Origin of the sequence: Curtobacterium sp. PhB128, assembly GCF_004340725.1 — a bacterium.
Lineage (GTDB): Bacteria > Actinomycetota > Actinomycetes > Actinomycetales > Microbacteriaceae > Curtobacterium.
The window spans coordinates 38,842-54,576 of sequence record NZ_SLUR01000001.1 but is presented as its reverse complement, the minus strand read 5'-3'; the positions used below and the strand labels follow the sequence as shown (position 1 = coordinate 54,576).

The window sequence follows — 15,735 nt, the reverse complement described above, 5'->3', positions numbered from 1 at the left end:
TTCAGGTCAAGGTCGTCCGCGTTGTTGTACTCCGTCCAGAAACCGTCGTAGGCTCGCTCGCATGCCGGAACTCGAGATCGTGCGGCCTGCCGGGCTGCTCGACTACGCCGACGGACTCGCGCTGCAGCGGGACCTCCACGCCGACGTCGTCGCCGGCCGCTCCCTCGGGGCCCTCGTGCTGTGCGAGCACCCGTCCGTGTACACCGCCGGCCGACGCACCGAGCCGTCCGACCTGCCGACGAACGGAGCCCCGGTGGTCGACGTGGACCGCGGCGGACGCATCACCTGGCACGGCCCCGGGCAGCTCGTCGCCTACCCGATCGTCCGGCTGGCCGTTCCGATCGACGTCGTCGCGTGGGTGCGCGACCTCGAACAGGTCATCGTCGACGCTGCGGCCTCCGTGGGGGTGCACGCCGAGCGGGTCGACGGCCGGAGCGGCGCCTGGGTCCGCGGAGCGGACGGCACTCCGCCCGCCAAGGTCGGCGCCATCGGGCTGCACGTCGCCGAGGGCGTGACGACCCACGGCATCGCGATCAACTGCGACAACGCACTCGACGCCTACGCCGCGATCGTGCCGTGCGGCATCGCCGACGCCGGCGTGACGACGCTGAGTGTCGCCGCCGGCCGGCCCGTCACCGTCGACGACCTCGCCGACACCGTGGTCGACCGCATCCGCGCCGCCGAGCACGGCATGCGGACCGGCCAGCGGATCGGCAGCGCCGCCCAGAGCACCACGACGGCCCCCATCACGACCGCCGACACCACGTCCCCCAGCACCGCGCCCGCACGACAGGAGACCCTCGTATGACCCTCGCCCCCGAAGGCCGCCGGATGCTCCGCGTCGAGGCCCGCAACGCCGAGACCCCGATCGAGACGAAGCCCGGGTGGATCAAGACCCGTGCCACCCAGGGCCCGGAGTTCCGCGAGCTGTCCGCCCTGGTCAAGGACAAGCAGCTGCACACCGTCTGCCAGGAGGCCGGCTGCCCGAACATCTTCGAGTGCTGGGAGGACCGCGAGGCCACGTTCCTGATCGGGGGCTCGCAGTGCACCCGCCGGTGCGACTTCTGCCAGATCGACACCGGCAAGCCCGAGCCGCTCGACCGCGACGAGCCCCGCCGGGTCGCCGACTCGGTCGTGTCGATGGGCCTGAAGTACGCCACGGTGACCGGCGTCGCCCGCGACGACCTGCCCGACGGCGGGTCCTGGCTCTACGCCGAGACCATCCGCCAGATCCACGAGCACTCCCCCGGCACCGGCGTCGAGATCCTGGTGCCGGACTTCAACGGCCGCCCGGACCAGCTCGGCCAGGTGTTCGACGCCCACCCCGAGGTCTTCGCCCACAACGTCGAGACCGTCCCCCGGATCTTCAAGCGCATCCGTCCGGCGTTCACGTTCGAGCGCTCCCTCGACGTCATCACGCAGGGCCGCGACGCCGGGCTCGTCACGAAGTCGAACCTGATCCTCGGCATGGGCGAGGAGCGCATCGAGATCGAGGACGCCCTGCAACGCCTGTTCGACGCCGGCACGGACATCATCACGTTGACGCAGTACCTCCGCCCGTCGCCGCGGCACCTGCCGGTGGCGCGCTGGGTCAAGCCGGAGGAGTTCGTCGCGCTGCGTGAGGTCGCCGAGGAGATGGGCTTCGCCGGGGTCCTCGCCGGCCCGCTCGTCCGGTCGTCGTACCGCGCCGGACGCCTGTGGGCACGCGCCACGGTCGCGCGCGGCGGCTCGGTTCCCGAGCACCTCTCGCACCTGCTCGACGCGGCGCCGGGTCGCCAGGCCGTCTGAGTCTCGCGCGGAGCTGCGCGAGTTTCGCGCTCAGCGACAGTTCTCGCGCTCCGGAGCGCGAGAAGTGTCGCCCAGGCCGAGACTCGGCGCGCGCGGCCCGAGACTCGGGCACGGACAGACGGGAGGCACGGTGCCAGCTGGCACCGTGCCTCCCGTTCGTCCATCCGCCCGTTCAGGGCGACGCGAGCGCTATGCGCGACCGCGGATGCTCCTGAGGAGCCAGCCGATGACGGCCAGGATGATGAGGACGATCCCGACCCACAGCAGGAACTTCAGCGCACCGACGAAGATGCCGCTGAAGAGCAGGACGAGGCCGACGATGATCGCGATGATCAGGAGTGCTGGCATTGAAAGGGCTCCTTCCGGTGTACCTGGACGATCCCTGTACTGCGGAGACAGTACCCGGAATCAGCCGACGAGGTTCTGCACGAACACGTGCGGGGTGAAACCGGTCAGGTCGTTGATGCCCTCGCCCTGCCCGATGAGCTTGATCGGGATGCCCGTCTTCTCCTGCACGCTGAGCACGAACCCGGCCTTCGCGGAGCCGTCGAGCTTGGTGATGACGAGGCCGGTGACCCCGGCGCCCTCGATGAACGCCTGCGCCTGGGCCAGGCCGTTCTGCCCGGTGGTGGCGTCGAGGACGAGCAGTACCTCGCTGATCTCGGTCTGCTTCTCGACGACGCGCTTGATCTTCGTGAGCTCGTCCATCAGGCCTGCCTTGGTGTGCAGGCGGCCGGCGGTGTCGATGACGACGATCTCGGTGTTGTCGCGGATCGCCTTCTCGACGGTCTGGTACGCCACCGAGGCCGGGTCCTGCCCGGGCTGCGAGGGGCGGACGACGTCGACGCCGGCGCGCTCGGCCCAGGTCGCGACCTGCTCGACCGCGGCAGCACGGAAGGTGTCGGCCGCACCGACGAGGACCGTGCGGTCGTAGGTCTTCAGGAACTTCGCGAACTTGCCGATCGTCGTGGTCTTGCCGACGCCGTTCACCCCGACGACGAGCACGACGGCGGGCCGCGCGCTGAGCTTGAGCGTGGTGTCGAGCTTCGACAGCCGTTCCTCGAGCACCTCGCGCAGCATGCGCTGCAGGTCGGCCGGGTCGGTCGTGCCGTAACGGTCGACGCGCGCGTGCAGGTCCTCGATGATCGCCTCGGAGATGTCCGGACCGAAGTCGGCGCCGATCAGCGCGGTCTCGAGGTCCTCCCACGTGGTCTCGTCGATCGTCTTGCGCTGGAAGAGGCCGCGCAGCCGTGAGGACAGTGACCAGGAACTCGCCATGCTCCCAGCTTAGAGCGCGGCGCATGTCCGCTGTGCCCGGTATGCTCGGTCTCACGAAGGGGAGTATTCCCTCTCGGTGACCCCGTCAGTACGGCCCGGAACGATCCGGACCCGGGGCGCCGGTCGTGGTCGGTTGCAGCAGATCGCGGCGGAAGAGACCTTCAGGCCTCGGCGTACCCACGTGTCGTCACACGACATGCACTCGTACGTCGCCTACCTGAAGGAAACCGTGGACGTCCCACTCTTCGTCTGGCTCCTCACCATCGCAGGCATCCTCGCCCTGCTGGTGTTCGACTTCTACTCGCACGTGCGTACCCCGCACGTGCCGCACATCCGCGAATCCGCGTTCTGGTCCGTGTTCTACATCGGACTCGCGATCCTGTTCGGCTTCGGCATCCTGGTCTTCGGCGGCGGACAAGCTGGCGGTGAGTACTTCGCCGGGTGGCTCACCGAGAAGGCGTTGTCGGTCGACAACCTGTTCGTCTTCCTCATCATCATGACGAGCTTCGCCGTGCCGAAGGAGTTCCAGCAGAAGGTCCTGCTGGTCGGCGTCGCGATCGCCCTCGTCGCCCGAGGCATCTTCATCGCCCTCGGCGTCACGATCATCGAGAACTTCTCGTGGGTGTTCTACCTGTTCGGTGCGCTGCTGTTCTGGCTCGCGTGGTCGCAGGCCCGCAGCGGCAACGACCACGGCGGCGACGAGGGCGACTCCCGCCTGATCCGCATCCTGAAGCGCATCATCCCGACCTCGGACCACTACGACGGCGACCGCCTGACCACCAAGGTCGACGGCAAGCGCCTGTTCACCCCGATGCTGCTCGTCATGGTCGCGATCGGTCTGACCGACGTGCTGTTCGCGCTCGACTCGATCCCCGCGATCTTCGGGCTGACCCAGGACGCCTTCATCGTGTTCACCGCGAACGCGTTCTCGCTGCTCGGCCTGCGGCAGCTGTACTTCCTGATCGCCGGACTGCTCGAGCGCCTGATCTACCTCGGCCAGGGCCTCGCGGTCATCCTCGGCTTCATCGGTGTGAAGCTCGTCTTCCACGCCATGCACGTCAACGAGCTGCCGTTCATCAACGGTGGCGAGCACATCGAGTGGGCGCCGGAGATCCCGATCTGGTTCTCGCTGGGCTTCATCCTGCTGACCATCGCGGTCGCGACGACCGCCTCGCTGGTCGTCTCGAAGAAGCGCCAGGAGCGCGGGCTCACCCCGACGGGCGAGCCGAAGGAGTCGGTCGCGGCCGACGCGGAGTAAGCGTCACGCCCTGCACGGGCGGCAACACGGACGGGAGGCACGGTGCCAGCTGGCACCGTGCCTCCCGTCTGTCCGTGGTCGCGACCAGAGCCGCGAAAGCGACAGATCTCGTCGCGGACCCACGATCCTCTCCGCGAAAGCGACAGATTGCCGCGAACTGTTGGCGGAGATCTGTCGCTTTCGCGGCGCGCGACCGCAGCCAGCCAGCCAGCCGGCTACGCGACCGCGTCGGCGGGCTCGCGCTTCTGCACCCGCTGCCCGACGACGGCGGACACGCCGTCCTGCCGCATCGACACCCCGTACAGGGCGTCGGCGATCTCCATCGTGCGCTTCTGGTGCGTGATGACGATGAGCTGCGACGACTCGCGGAGCCGCTCGAACACCGTCAGCAGGCGACCGAGGTTGGCGTCGTCGAGGGCGGCCTCGACCTCGTCCATGATGTAGAACGGCGACGGCCTGGCGGTGAAGATCGCGACGAGCAGCGCCACCGCAGCCAGGGACCGTTCGCCACCGGACAGCAGCGTCAGGCGGTCGATCTTCTTGCCCGCGGGCTTCACCTGCACGTCGATCCCGGTGCCGAGCAGGTCGGTCGGGTCGGTGAGATTGATCGAGCCGGAGCCGCCCGGGAACAGAATCGGGAAGATGACGTCGAAGGCGTCCTTGGTGTCGTTGAACGCGGACTCGAAGATCGTCTGCATCTTCGTGTCGAGCTCGTCGATGATCGTCATCAGGTCGGTGCGGGTCTTCTGCAGGTCCTCGAGCTGCTCGGCGAGGAACGCGTGCCGCTGCTCGAGCGCCTGGAACTCCTCGAGCGCGAGCGGGTTCACCTTGCCGAGCCGGCCGAGGTCGCGTTCGGCGGCCTGCAGGCGGCGCTCCTGCTCGGCGCGGACGTACGGCACGGTCTCGACGTCGTCGGGGTCGACCTCGTCGGTGACGTCGAACTCGGGCAGGGCGGGGCCGCCGGGCAGGGTCGATTCGGCGTCGACGAGCGCCACCGTGTCGTCGCCGGGGCTGGTGTCGAGGTCCGCAGTGCCGTCGTCGCCGGGGGCGATGTCGGTGTCTGTCGCGGCCTCGTTGACCGGCGCCGTGTCGCCGTCCGCCGGCTCGTCGAGGCCCGCCGCGGCAGCCGCCGCGCGCTCGGCGTCGCGGTGCTTCCGCGCCAGCACCCGCGGGTCCACCAGCACGTCGACCGGCACCGGCACGGTCGGCCCGTACTCGGTGACGAGCACGGCCTCGGTCAGCCCGAGGTCGCTCAGCGCCCGGTCGAGCACGCCCGACACGTGCAGCTTCTTCTCGTAGATCTCCATCTCGAGCGAGTGCACGCCGTCGGTGATGGTCTGCAGCCGGTCGCGGAGCTCGCGCTCCTCGTTCCGGATCGCCTGCAGTTCGGTGTTGCGCTTCGACCGTTCGGACTCCTCGGTCGCGAGCTGCACGCGTGCCTCGGCCAGCGACCGGTCGACGGCGCCCAGCACGCCCGGCAGGTCGGCGAGGACGGCTTCGGCGGTCTCGATCTGCCCGCGGCGGATCACCGCACGGCGCGCTGCTTCCTCTGCCGCCGCGCGCTCGGCCTCGAGCTGGCGTTCGAGCTGGTCGGCGCGGTGCCGTTCGGCGCGGACACGCTCGCGCACGGTCTGCACCTGGATGCGCTGCTCGACCTCGGCGGCGCGTGCGGCCTCGAGTGCGTCCTGCAGGCCCGGACGCTCGGAGGCGTCGACGACGGGCCGCTCCTGCTCGGTGAACGCGCGGTGCGCCGCCTCGGCCTCTGCCAGGGCGCCGTCGACGACCTCGACGGCGCCGTCGGTCTCGGCGAGGGCGGCACGCAGGCGCTCCACCTCGGCCGCTGCGTTCTCGGCCTTCGCCCGCGTCGAGGCGCTGGCCCGGTCGTACTCGGCCGTCGCCTTCGCGTGCGCGCGGGATGCCGCGTCGGCCTCGTCCGCACGGCGGCGTGCGTCCTCGACGGCGGTGCGTGCTGCCTGGAGGCCCGTGGCTGCGTCCTCGGCGTCCGCCCTGATGGCGTCGCGTCGCGTCACGGCGTCGTCGCGCTCCGCGACGAGCTCGATCCGCGAGGTCACGCGCTCCCCGCCGCCGGTGACGCGGACGGCGCGCACGAGGTCACCGGACCGGGTGACGACCGTCGCGTGCGGGGCGGCGGCGAGCACGGCCTCCAGGTCGAGCGTGTCCGCGTTCGCGCCTTGGTCGTCGGCAGTCTCCGCGATCAGGGTGTTCCGCAGGATCGCGGCGATCGCCGGCGGGCCCTGCACGAGATCGAGGGCACGGCGGACGCCGGCCGGCAGCGTGTCCGGCAGGTCCGTGGGGACGACCTCGGCGTCCGCGACGACGACGTCGATGCGACCGATGTCCGCGGAGCGGGCGTGGTCGACGGCGTCGAGCGCGACCGCGCGGTCGTCCGCGAGGACGGCGTCGGCGAGCCCGTCGAGCGCGACGGCGACGGCACCCTCGAACCCGGGCGTCACCGTGAGCGCGTCGGCCAGACGCCCGACGATGCCCGCACGTCCGGCGTCGATGAGCGCCTGCGAACCGTCGCGGACGTCGATCGACATGCCGAGCGCCGCGACCCGCGCGTCGAGGGCGTCCCGCTCCCGCTCGAGGGCGTGCAGCCGGTCGCGCTGCTCGTCGCGGGCGGCCTGGGCGGTCTCCAGCTGCGCACGAGCCGCCTGGAGCGTGGCGGCGAGGGCCTCGTCGTCGACGCCCTCGGACGGATCGGCACCGAGTTCGGCGAGGGCCGCGGTCGCACGCGCGGCGCGTTCGCCCGCCTCGGCGAGGGCCCGCTGGCGACGCTCACGGTCCGCCACCGTGGACCCGCGCTTCGACCGGGCCACGTCGACGGCGTTCGCCAGCCGCTGCGCCTCGAGGTCGTGCTGCGAGACGCGGGCGGCCTGCGCGGCGATGCGATCGTCGAGGGCGTCGAGCGCGTCACGGGCGGCCTGCACCGCACGGGCGGTCTCGGCGGAGCCGCCCTGCATCTCGTCGGCGCGGGCGGCGAGCCGATCGGCCTCGGCACGGACACCGGCCACCCGCTCCGGGGTGATCGAGGGGCCCTGCTGCGGGGCGTCGGCCTGCTGCGCCAGGAACATCAGCCGCTGGTTCGCCAGGCTGGACAGCCCGCGCAGGCGCTCCTGCACGCTCTCCAGGCGGTGCACCACGGTCCGGGCGCGATCGACGTCATCGCCGACCATGCTCTGCTCGACGTGCTGCTGGCGGACCCGGGTCTGGTCGAGTCGCTCGGTCAGGACGATGCGCTCGGACTTGCGGCCCGCCTCGACCTCCTGGTGGTCGTGCAGTTCGCGGCGCAGCCGGACGACGTCGTCGGCGAGGATGCGGGCCTTGGCGTCCCGCGCGACGGCGGCGACGGACTGGGCCTTGCGCGCGACCTCGGCCTGGCGGCCGAGCGGCTTCAGCTGGCGCCGGATCTCGCCCGCCAGGTCGGACAGGCGGGTCAGGTTCGTCTGCATCGCGTCGAGCTTGCGGAGGGTCTTCTCCTTGCGGCGACGGTGCTTCAGGATGCCCGCGGCTTCCTCGATGAAGCCGCGGCGGTCCTCCGGAGTGGCGTGCAGGACCTTGTCGAGCTGCCCCTGCCCGACGATGACGTGCATCTCCCGCCCGAGGCCGGTGTCGCTCAGGAGCTCCTGCACGTCGAGCAGCCGGCAGTTCTCGCCGTTGATGGCGTACTCGCTGCCGCCGTTGCGGAACAACGTGCGTGCGATCGTCACCTCGGAGTAGTCGATCGGCAGCAGCCCGTCGGTGTTGTCGATCGTCAGCAGCACCTGGGCACGGCCGAGCGGCCCGCGGGTCGAGGTGCCCGCGAAGATGACGTCCTCCATCTTGCCGCCGCGCAGGGTCTTCGCCCCCTGCTCCCCCATCACCCAGGCGAGGGCGTCGACGACGTTGGACTTGCCCGAGCCGTTCGGGCCGACGATGCACGTGACGCCCGGCTCGAACGCGAACGTCGTCGGCTGCGCGAAGGACTTGAACCCCTTGATGGTCAGGCTCTTCAAGTACATGCGGTCTCCGGGTGTGCTCACGCGTGCTGCGGCGGGGCCGCTGCTGGGCTGTGCTGCTGGGCGTCAGGCTAACGCGTGCGGGCGCGGGGACGCGGTTGGCACACGGGACAGATGTGGCTCGACCGGTTCATGAAGGCCTCGCGCACGATCGTCGTGCCGCAGCGGGGGCAGGGCTTCCCCTGCTGTCCGTACACGTTCAGCCGCTGCGAGAAGTACCCGGACTGCCCGTTGACGTTGACGTACTGGGCGTCGAAGCTCGTCCCGCCGTCCTCGAGCGCACGCCGGAGGACACTGCGCACCTCGTGCAGCAGGCGTGCGAGGTCAGCACGGGTCAGCCGCTCGGCCGGTCGATCGTAGTGCAGCTTCGCAGCCCAGAGGGACTCGTCGGCGTAGATGTTCCCGATGCCGCTCACGACGCCCTGGTCGAGCAGGATCCGCTTGATGCCGCTCGAACGCTTCCGGGCGACGGCGGTGAAGCGGTCGTCGTCGAACGCGGGGTCGAGCGGGTCGCGGGCGATGTGCGACACCTGCTGCGGCACGCTCCGGCGCCACACGGCGTCTGGGTCCGATGCGTCGACGTGCCCGGCGAACCCCGCGGGGGCGCCGTCCACCGTCGGCACCATCGCGTCGATCGCCATCGAGCCGAAGGTGCGCTGGTCGACGAACTCGAGCTCGACCGCGGGTTCGGCGGTGCCGTCGCGGTCGGTGCCGGCGGGTTGCACGCCGATGAGGATGCGGCGGTGCTTCGCCGCCGGTCGACCGCGGCCGAGCAGGATCTGGCCGCTCATGCCGAGGTGGGCGACGAGCGCTTCGGGCCGGTCGCCCTCGTGCTCGGGCTGCAACGGCATCCAGAGGAACTTGCCCCGACGGACCGCTGCGGCGATCGTGCGACCGGTCAGGCGGTCGGCGAAGTCCTCGGCCGGGCCGTCGTGCCGGGTGAGCGCCCGCTCGTCCACGACGTCGACGTGCAGCACCCGAGCGCCGCTGACCGCGGGTTCGAGGCCGGCGCGGACGACCTCGACCTCGGGGAGTTCGGGCACGCGGTCAGGCCGCTCGGCCGGACAGCCGGGTCCAGGCGTCGAGCGCCGCGGACATCTCGGCGGCCTTCTTGCTCGAGCCGGTGCCGACGGCGATGTCCTCGCCCTGCAGGACGACGGTCGCGCTGAAGGTCTTGTCGTGGTCCGGGCCGGTCTCGGTGACGCGGTAGGCCGGGTTGCCGAGCGACAGGCTCGCCGCGAGCTCCTGCAGGCTCGTCTTCGGGTCCATCGCAGCGCCGAAGCGGTCGGGGTCGATCATCAGCGGCTCGACCAGGCGGAGCACCAGGTCGGTCGCCGGGTCGGGGCCCGCGGACAGGTAGGTGGCACCGATGACGGCTTCGACGGTGTCGGCGAGGATCGACGACTTGTCGCGGCCGCCGGTCTGTTCCTCGCCCTTGCCGAGGCGCAGGTACTGGCCGAGCCCGATCATCCGGGCGATCTCGGCCAGCGCGACCGTCGACACCAGGCTGGCGCGACGCTTCGCGAGGTCACCCTCGTCGAGGTCGGGGAAGGACCGGTAGAGCTTCACGGTCACGGCCTGGCCGAGGATCGAGTCGCCGAGGAACTCGAGGCGCTCGTTGTGCTTGATGCCCCCGTGCTCGTAGGCGTAGGAGCGGTGTGTCAGGGCGAGCTGGAGCAGCTCGAGGTCGATGTCGACCCCGAGCTGGCCCTGCAGACGAACGACGTCCGGCCCAACGGGGCGGGACCCCGTGGCGCCGGACGTCGTCGTCATGCGTTCGGTCCGATCAGACGTCAGCGACCTTGCGGCCCTTGTACTCCATGTACAGGGGGGTGCCGGCCGAGTCCTCGACGACCTTCGCGCGGTGCGGGAGGCTGTAGGTGACCTGACCGTTCTCGATCGTCTTGACGAGCTGGATCGGCGTGGCCTTCCACTGCGAACGACGGGCGTGCGTGTTCGCACGGGACTGCTTGCGCTTGGGAACGGCCATGGTGAATCTCTTTCGGTTGGTCGGTGGTCGGTACGGGGGCTGGCGGTGTCGGGGCCTACTCGGCCTCGGCCCGCTCCTCGCCCTCGGTGGTCTTCGTGTCGGTGGTGTCGCCGTGGGCGGCACGCTCGGCTGCTTCGAGCTGGATGCCGGTCAGGGCTGCCCAGCGCGGGTCCAGGGTCTCGTGAACGGGCTGCTCATCGAGGTCGGCCAGTCGCTCGCCCGTCACCGGGTCGAGGCCTGGGCAGTCCGGTCGGCAGACCGGCTGGAACGGCAGCGCCAGCACCACCGCATCTCGAACGACCTGTTCGCAGTCCACGTGGTCATCGCGAACGAAGAAGTCGAAATCCTCCGAGGCATCATACGCGAACAGCTCGGCGAAATCGACCTCGACGGGTTCGCTGATGTCGATGAGGCAGCGCGAGCACTCCCCCGTCGCGTCGGCCGAGGCGTGACCGGACACGAGGACACCCTCGTGCAGGCCCTCGAGCCGCAGGTCGATGCGCAGCGGAGCACCTTCGCGCACCGCGATCACACCGGCTCCCAGCGCGTCCGGCACCACGATGTCGAGCGAGTGCTCGCGCATCTCGCCCGGACGGTGCGCCAGGTCGCGCACGCGCAGGGCGTAGGGGCTGTTCACGTGGGAAGACACGATCGTCAACCCTAGCGTGAACGCAGCCGAGAGTCGAGGCAGGCGGGGGTGTGTCCGCGCGTCGGCCGGCCGTGCCTCCGGCTCGGCGTGCGGCTCGGCGTGCGGCTCGGCGTGCGGCTCGGCGTGCGGCTCAGCGTGCGGCGAGGGCTGCCGCCACGGCCTTCGGCACGTAGGGGGTGACGTCGCCGCCGAGCGTCGACACCTGGCGGATGAGCGAGCTCGACACGTGGGAGCGCGAGGCGTCGGGCAGCAGGAACACGGTCTCGACGTCGGCGAGGTGCCGGTTCATGATCGCCATCGGGGTCTCGTACGCGACGTCCTCGCCCGATCGCACGCCCTTGACGAGCACCTTCGCCCCGACCTGCCGGCAGTAGTCGACGAGGAGCCCGGAGGTCCACTCCCCGACCCGGACCGTTCCCGGCGTGCCGACCTCGGCCAGGGACTCCTCGATGAGCCGGACGCGGTCGACCGCCTCGAACATCGCGGGCTTCTTGTCCGGGTTGTGCACCACGAGCACGTGCACCTCGTCGAACAGCCCGGCAGCTCGACCGATGACGTCGAGGTGCCCGAGCGTGACGGGGTCGAAGGAACCGGGGACCACCGCGATCTGCGCCATGGCAGCGACGATACCGGTCCGTGCCGGGGCGTCCGGCTCGGGGTCAGTTCTTGCCGAGGAACGCCGCGTCGGACTCGTCGAGGCGGCGTGCCAGTGCCTCGCGCAGGGCCGGGGACCCGTCGAGCTCGGGATCGGGTTCGAGGACCCGTTCGGCTTCGCCACGGGCGTCCACGATGAGGTCGGCGTGCTCGACCACGCGCAGCAGGTTGAGCGACGACCGGCCGCCCGACTGCCGCTCGCCGAGCACGTCGCCCTCGCGCCGGAGCTCGAGGTCGACCCGGGCGAGCTCGAAGCCGTCGTCCGAGGCGGACACCGCGTCGACGCGCTCGCGCGAGGTGGTCTCGAGCTCGGCGGTGGTGACGAGCAGGCAGACGCCCGCCCACTGCCCGCGGCCGATGCGGCCGCGCAGCTGGTGCAGCTGGGAGACGCCGAAGCGATCGGCGTCGAGCACGGCCATCATCGCGGCGTTCGGCACGTCGACACCGACCTCGATCACGGTCGTCGCGACGAGGACGTCCAGGTCGCCGGCGGCGAAGGACGTCATCACGCGGTCCTTCTCGTCCGCCGTCATCCGGCCGTGCAGCACCGCGATCCGCCGGCCGTCGAGCACGGGCATCGTGCGCATCCGCTCGGCGGTGGCGAGCACGGTCGCCGGCGCGCGCTTGGGGGCGTCGTCCTCGGACTCGGCGGGCGCGGGTTCGCCGTCGTCCTCGGCGTGGGCGTCGTCGATCGCGGGGCAGACCACGAAGGCCTGACGCCCCTTGTCGAGCTCCTCCGCCATCCGCGACCAGATGCGGGACTCCCACCCGGGGTGCTCCGCCAGCGGGACCGTGAAGGTCTCGACGCCGGCACGGCCGGAGGGCAGCCCGGTGATCGTCGAGACGTCGAGGTCGCCGAACACCGTCATCGCGACGGTGCGTGGGATCGGCGTGGCGGTGAGCACCAGGACGTGCGGCGGGGTGGCGCCCTTGGTCCGGAGCGCTTCACGTTGCTCGACTCCGAAGCGGTGCTGCTCGTCGACGACCACGAGCCCGAGCTCGGCGAAGTCGACGCGGTCGCCGAGCAGGGCGTGGGTGCCGACCACGAGCCGCGAGCTGCCCGACGCCGCGGCGAGCAGGGCCCGTCGGCGTTCGTCGGTGGACTGCGACCCGGTCAGGATCACCGGACGGAGCTCGGCCGCCAGGTCCGGTCCGAGGAACTTCACGATGGACCGCAGGTGCTGCGCGGCCAGCACCTCGGTCGGGGCGATGAGGGCGGACTGCCCACCGGACTCGGCCACCGTGAGCATGGCGCGGATGGCCACGAGGGTCTTGCCGGAACCGACCTCGCCCTGCACCAGCCGGTGCATCGGCCAGGTGCGGGCGATGTCGGTGTCGATCTCGGCACCGACGGCACGCTGGTCGTCGGTCAGGGTGAACGGCAGGGTGGCGTCGAAGCGCGCGAGGATGCCACCGGGAACCGCCACCCGCGGGGTCGCCGCGGTGCGTCGGGCGCGGATCCGGCGCTGCACCAGGGCGGTCTGCAGCACGAACGCCTCGCGGTAGCGCAGGGCGTCCTGCGCGCGCTTGAAGTCCGCGACCTTCTCGGGCCGGTGGAGCAGCTCGAGCGCCCGGCGGAACGGGACGAGGTCGAGCCGGCTGCGCGCCGAGGCCGGCACCGGGTCGGGCAGGTCCGGCAGGGTGTCGAGCACGATGCCCATCGACTTCGCGATCTGCCACGAGGTGAGGGAGGCCGTCGCCGGGTAGATCGGGATCGGCTGCCGCGACCACCGGATCGCTTCGTCCGAACCCGGGTCGGCCGTGGCGCGGGGGTCGTCGGGGTCGAAGAGCTCGTAGTCCGGGTGGGCGAGCTGGCGCGCACCGCGGTAGTCGCTGACCTTGCCGGAGAAGATGCCGCGGGCACCGGGCACCAGGTCCTTGGTGCGCCAGCCCTGGTTGAAGAACGTCAGGGTGAGCAGCCCCTTGCCGTCGCCGATCTTCGCTTCGAGGATCGATCCGCGACGGGCGCGCATCGTGCGCTCGCGGACGTCGACCACCTCGGCCACGATGGTGACCGGCTCACCGATCGCCAGGGAGTCGAGTGCCGTCAGGGCGCCGCGCTCGGCGTAGCGCCGGGGCGCGTGCTCGAGGAACTCACCCACCGTGCGGTGGCCGAACGCCTTCTGGATCGCGGACGCGGTCCGACCACCGAGCACGTTCGCGAGCCGCGCGTCGAGGGGCGCCGGACCGAGGTCGGGCGCGGCCGGCGCAGCGGGGGTTCCGGTGGTGACCACGGACACCACGGTACCGGGCACGACCGACGTGCCACGTGCCTCCCGTCCGGCCTGTGGACGACGCCGCCGGCCGATACGGTGGCTGCATGACCCGCATCATCGCCGGCGCCGCCGGCAACACGACGCTCCGTGTGCCGAAGTCCGGCACCCGGCCGACGAGCGACCGGGTGCGCGAGGCGCTGTTCTCGTCGCTCGAGGCCCGTGGACTCGTCGACGACACCTCCGTCGCGGACCTCTACGCCGGCACCGGTGCCCTCGGGCTCGAAGCGGCGTCGCGCGGTGCGGTCGAGGTCGTGCTGGTCGACCGCGCGTCGGCCGCGGCGCAGGCGTGCCGGGCGAACGCGAAGGCCGTGCAGCAGCGGATCCCCGGGGTGCGGATCGACGTGCAGCCGCAGCCGGTGCTCGGGTACCTGCGCGGGACGGTGCGCACGTTCGACCTGGTGTTCATCGACCCGCCCTACGACGTGACCGAGCACGAGATCGCCGAGGTGCTCGAGACGCTCGTGCCGCGGTTGACGGCCGGTGCCGTGGTGGTCGTCGAGCGGAGCAAGCGCTCCGCCGAACCGACGTGGCCCGCCGGGCTCGAGCCGTTCAGCAAGCGCAGCTACGGCGAGACCGTGGCGTGGGAGGCCGTGGCCGCCGCGGGCTGAGCCGCGCGGGTCTCGGGGCGTGGGCGCGTTTCGCGACGATCCACGAGTCGATCGACGCGTGCCGTGTCGCAAGGTGCGAATGCATCGGATGCGTGCGCATCTTCCGACAGGACGCCAGCTGATCGACGCGTGTTCCGTCGACAGATGCGCGCGCACTGACCGGGAGGCCCGGCTCGGCTCCGCCACGTCACCTCCGCCCGACGTCGGGCCGGGTGGGTCAGCCGGCGGCGCCGTCCCAGTCGGCGTAGGGGTCCCAGCCGGTCGTCGGCACCGGGGAGCCGGCGCGCAGCAGGTCCGCGTCGCCGCGGTCGCGCACGACTCCGATGCGGCGGAAGCCACCCGGCAGCGGGGCCTCGGCGGGGAAGGTCGCGAGCAGGCCGTGGTCCTCGCCACCGTGCAGCGCGAGCTCGTCGAGCGGGGCGTCGGCATCGAGGTCGAGCGTCACCCGGCTCGCACGGGCCAGCCGCCCGGCGTCGATCGCCAGGCCGTCGGACAGGTCGAGCATCGCCGTCGCCCCGGCCGCAGCAGCGAGGGGCCCGTCGCTGATCGGGGGCACGGGGCGGCGCTGGCGGTCGACGTCGGGATCGGCGTCCGCACCGCTCGCCACCGTCGCTGCACGGTCCGGCTCGCCCTGCGCGTCCACGCCGTCACGGAAGAGTCGTGCGAGCCCGCGGGCAGCACGGCCGAGTTCGCCGGAGACCGCCACGACGTCCCCCGCACGAGCCCCTGACCGGAGCACCGGGGCACGACCACCGAGGTCGCCGAACGCCGTCACCGCCACCGTGAAGGTCGCCGAGGTGGAGAGGTCGCCGCCGACCACACCGCATCCGGGCGCGAGGGCGTCGACAGCGAGGCGGAACCCGTCCGCGATGCCCTCGAGCACCGCTACGGGGGTGTCCTGCGGTGCGGCGAGGGCGATGACGAGGCCACTCGGCACCGCGCCCATCGCCGCGACGTCCGACAGGTTCGTCGCGGCGGCCTTCCAGCCGACGTCCTCGGGCGAGGACCACGCCCACCGGAAGTCCGGGCCGTGCACCATCATGTCCGTCGTCACGACGAACCGGCCGTCGGGGGCGGCGACCACGGCGCAGTCGTCCCCGGGCCCCACGAGCGGCGAGCCCGTCGGCAGCCGGTTCGTGATCCGGTCGAGGACGACCAGCTCACCGAGCTCCCCCACGGTCGGTCCGGCCCAGGCGTCGTACGTCGCGTCCACAC

The 15,735-nt window shown here is 71.7% G+C and carries 14 protein-coding genes; 4 read left to right on the top strand and 10 right to left on the bottom strand.

Annotated features, from left to right (window positions below; genetic code table 11):
- The first annotated feature begins 61 nt into the window (after positions 1 to 61).
- Positions 62 to 808 (top strand): lipoyl(octanoyl) transferase LipB, encoded by a 747-nt coding sequence (gene lipB, locus EDF23_RS00255; protein ID WP_131919883.1) that lies wholly within the window; start codon positions 62 to 64, stop codon positions 806 to 808.
- Complete coding sequence (lipA, locus tag EDF23_RS00250) at positions 805 to 1,788, top strand: lipoyl synthase (protein ID WP_131919881.1); 984 nt, start codon at positions 805 to 807, stop codon at positions 1,786 to 1,788. Before lipB ends, lipA begins: the two co-directional genes overlap by 4 nt.
- 189 nt (positions 1,789 to 1,977) lie before the next feature.
- Here the strand turns inward: lipA and EDF23_RS19055 are convergent, their stop codons facing one another.
- Positions 1,978 to 2,136 carry a DUF4175 domain-containing protein gene (locus EDF23_RS19055; protein ID WP_139199230.1) on the bottom strand — a complete coding sequence of 53 codons (159 nt, stop codon included), beginning with the start codon at positions 2,134 to 2,136 and terminating at the stop codon, positions 1,978 to 1,980.
- Positions 2,137 to 2,196: 60 nt separating this feature from the next.
- On the bottom strand, positions 2,197 to 3,066 hold the full coding sequence (gene ftsY, locus EDF23_RS00245) for a signal recognition particle-docking protein FtsY (protein ID WP_111086057.1): 870 nt from the start codon (positions 3,064 to 3,066) through the stop codon (positions 2,197 to 2,199).
- 229 nt (positions 3,067 to 3,295) lie between these two features.
- On the opposite strand from ftsY, the gene EDF23_RS00240 reads away from it, so the two are divergent.
- Complete coding sequence (locus EDF23_RS00240) at positions 3,296 to 4,324, top strand: TerC family protein (RefSeq protein ID WP_111086101.1); 1,029 nt, start codon at positions 3,296 to 3,298, stop codon at positions 4,322 to 4,324.
- Positions 4,325 to 4,539: 215 nt separating this feature from the next.
- Here EDF23_RS00240 and EDF23_RS00235 read toward each other — a convergent pair whose 3' ends face one another.
- From EDF23_RS00235 to EDF23_RS00205, 7 genes are all read right to left on the bottom strand, one after another.
- A complete protein-coding gene (locus tag EDF23_RS00235; protein WP_347812703.1) occupies positions 4,540 to 8,367 on the bottom strand; it encodes an AAA family ATPase in 3,828 nt (1,275 codons plus the stop codon).
- 47 nt (positions 8,368 to 8,414) lie between these two features.
- Positions 8,415 to 9,386, bottom strand: a complete 972-nt coding sequence (gene mutM, locus EDF23_RS00230; protein WP_131919879.1) for a bifunctional DNA-formamidopyrimidine glycosylase/DNA-(apurinic or apyrimidinic site) lyase — start codon at positions 9,384 to 9,386, stop codon at positions 8,415 to 8,417.
- 4 nt (positions 9,387 to 9,390) lie between these two features.
- Positions 9,391 to 10,116, bottom strand: a complete 726-nt coding sequence (gene rnc / locus EDF23_RS00225) for a ribonuclease III (protein ID WP_228506018.1) — start codon at positions 10,114 to 10,116, stop codon at positions 9,391 to 9,393.
- 13 nt (positions 10,117 to 10,129) lie between these two features.
- Positions 10,130 to 10,333, bottom strand: a complete 204-nt coding sequence (gene rpmF, locus EDF23_RS00220) for a 50S ribosomal protein L32 (protein WP_017888273.1) — start codon at positions 10,331 to 10,333, stop codon at positions 10,130 to 10,132.
- A gap of 55 nt (positions 10,334 to 10,388) precedes the next feature.
- Positions 10,389 to 10,946 (bottom strand): DUF177 domain-containing protein, encoded by a 558-nt coding sequence (locus EDF23_RS00215; RefSeq protein ID WP_308222030.1) that lies wholly within the window; start codon positions 10,944 to 10,946, stop codon positions 10,389 to 10,391.
- Between the two features lie 166 nt (positions 10,947 to 11,112).
- A complete protein-coding gene (coaD, locus tag EDF23_RS00210; RefSeq protein WP_111086053.1) occupies positions 11,113 to 11,598 on the bottom strand; it encodes a pantetheine-phosphate adenylyltransferase in 486 nt (161 codons plus the stop codon).
- 43 nt (positions 11,599 to 11,641) lie between these two features.
- Positions 11,642 to 13,792, bottom strand: a complete 2,151-nt coding sequence (locus EDF23_RS00205) for an ATP-dependent DNA helicase RecG (protein WP_243648798.1) — start codon at positions 13,790 to 13,792, stop codon at positions 11,642 to 11,644.
- A gap of 164 nt (positions 13,793 to 13,956) precedes the next feature.
- Here EDF23_RS00205 and EDF23_RS00200 point away from each other — a divergent pair, with 164 nt between their 5' ends.
- Positions 13,957 to 14,520, top strand: coding sequence for an RsmD family RNA methyltransferase (locus EDF23_RS00200; protein ID WP_123294845.1), 564 nt, complete (start codon positions 13,957 to 13,959; stop codon positions 14,518 to 14,520).
- Between the two features lie 217 nt (positions 14,521 to 14,737).
- Here EDF23_RS00200 and thiL read toward each other — a convergent pair whose 3' ends face one another.
- Entirely contained in the window at positions 14,738 to 15,733 is a 996-nt protein-coding gene (gene thiL, locus EDF23_RS00195; RefSeq protein ID WP_131919877.1) for a thiamine-phosphate kinase, read from the bottom strand.
- Positions 15,734 to 15,735 lie beyond the last annotated feature (2 nt).

Excerpts from the sequence above, each read along its gene's own strand:
- lipB (WP_131919883.1), top strand. The coding sequence starts at position 62 with ATGCCGGAACTCGAGATCGTGCGGCCTGCCGGGCTGCTCGACTACGCC.
- lipA (WP_131919881.1), top strand. The coding sequence starts at position 805 with ATGACCCTCGCCCCCGAAGGCCGCCGGATGCTCCGCGTCGAGGCCCGC.
- EDF23_RS19055 (WP_139199230.1), bottom strand. The coding sequence starts at position 2,136 with ATGCCAGCACTCCTGATCATCGCGATCATCGTCGGCCTCGTCCTGCTC.
- ftsY (WP_111086057.1), bottom strand. The coding sequence starts at position 3,066 with ATGGCGAGTTCCTGGTCACTGTCCTCACGGCTGCGCGGCCTCTTCCAG.
- rnc (WP_228506018.1), bottom strand. The coding sequence starts at position 10,116 with ATGACGACGACGTCCGGCGCCACGGGGTCCCGCCCCGTTGGGCCGGAC.
- rpmF (WP_017888273.1), bottom strand. The coding sequence starts at position 10,333 with ATGGCCGTTCCCAAGCGCAAGCAGTCCCGTGCGAACACGCACGCCCGT.
- coaD (WP_111086053.1), bottom strand. The coding sequence starts at position 11,598 with ATGGCGCAGATCGCGGTGGTCCCCGGTTCCTTCGACCCCGTCACGCTC.
- EDF23_RS00200 (WP_123294845.1), top strand. The coding sequence starts at position 13,957 with ATGACCCGCATCATCGCCGGCGCCGCCGGCAACACGACGCTCCGTGTG.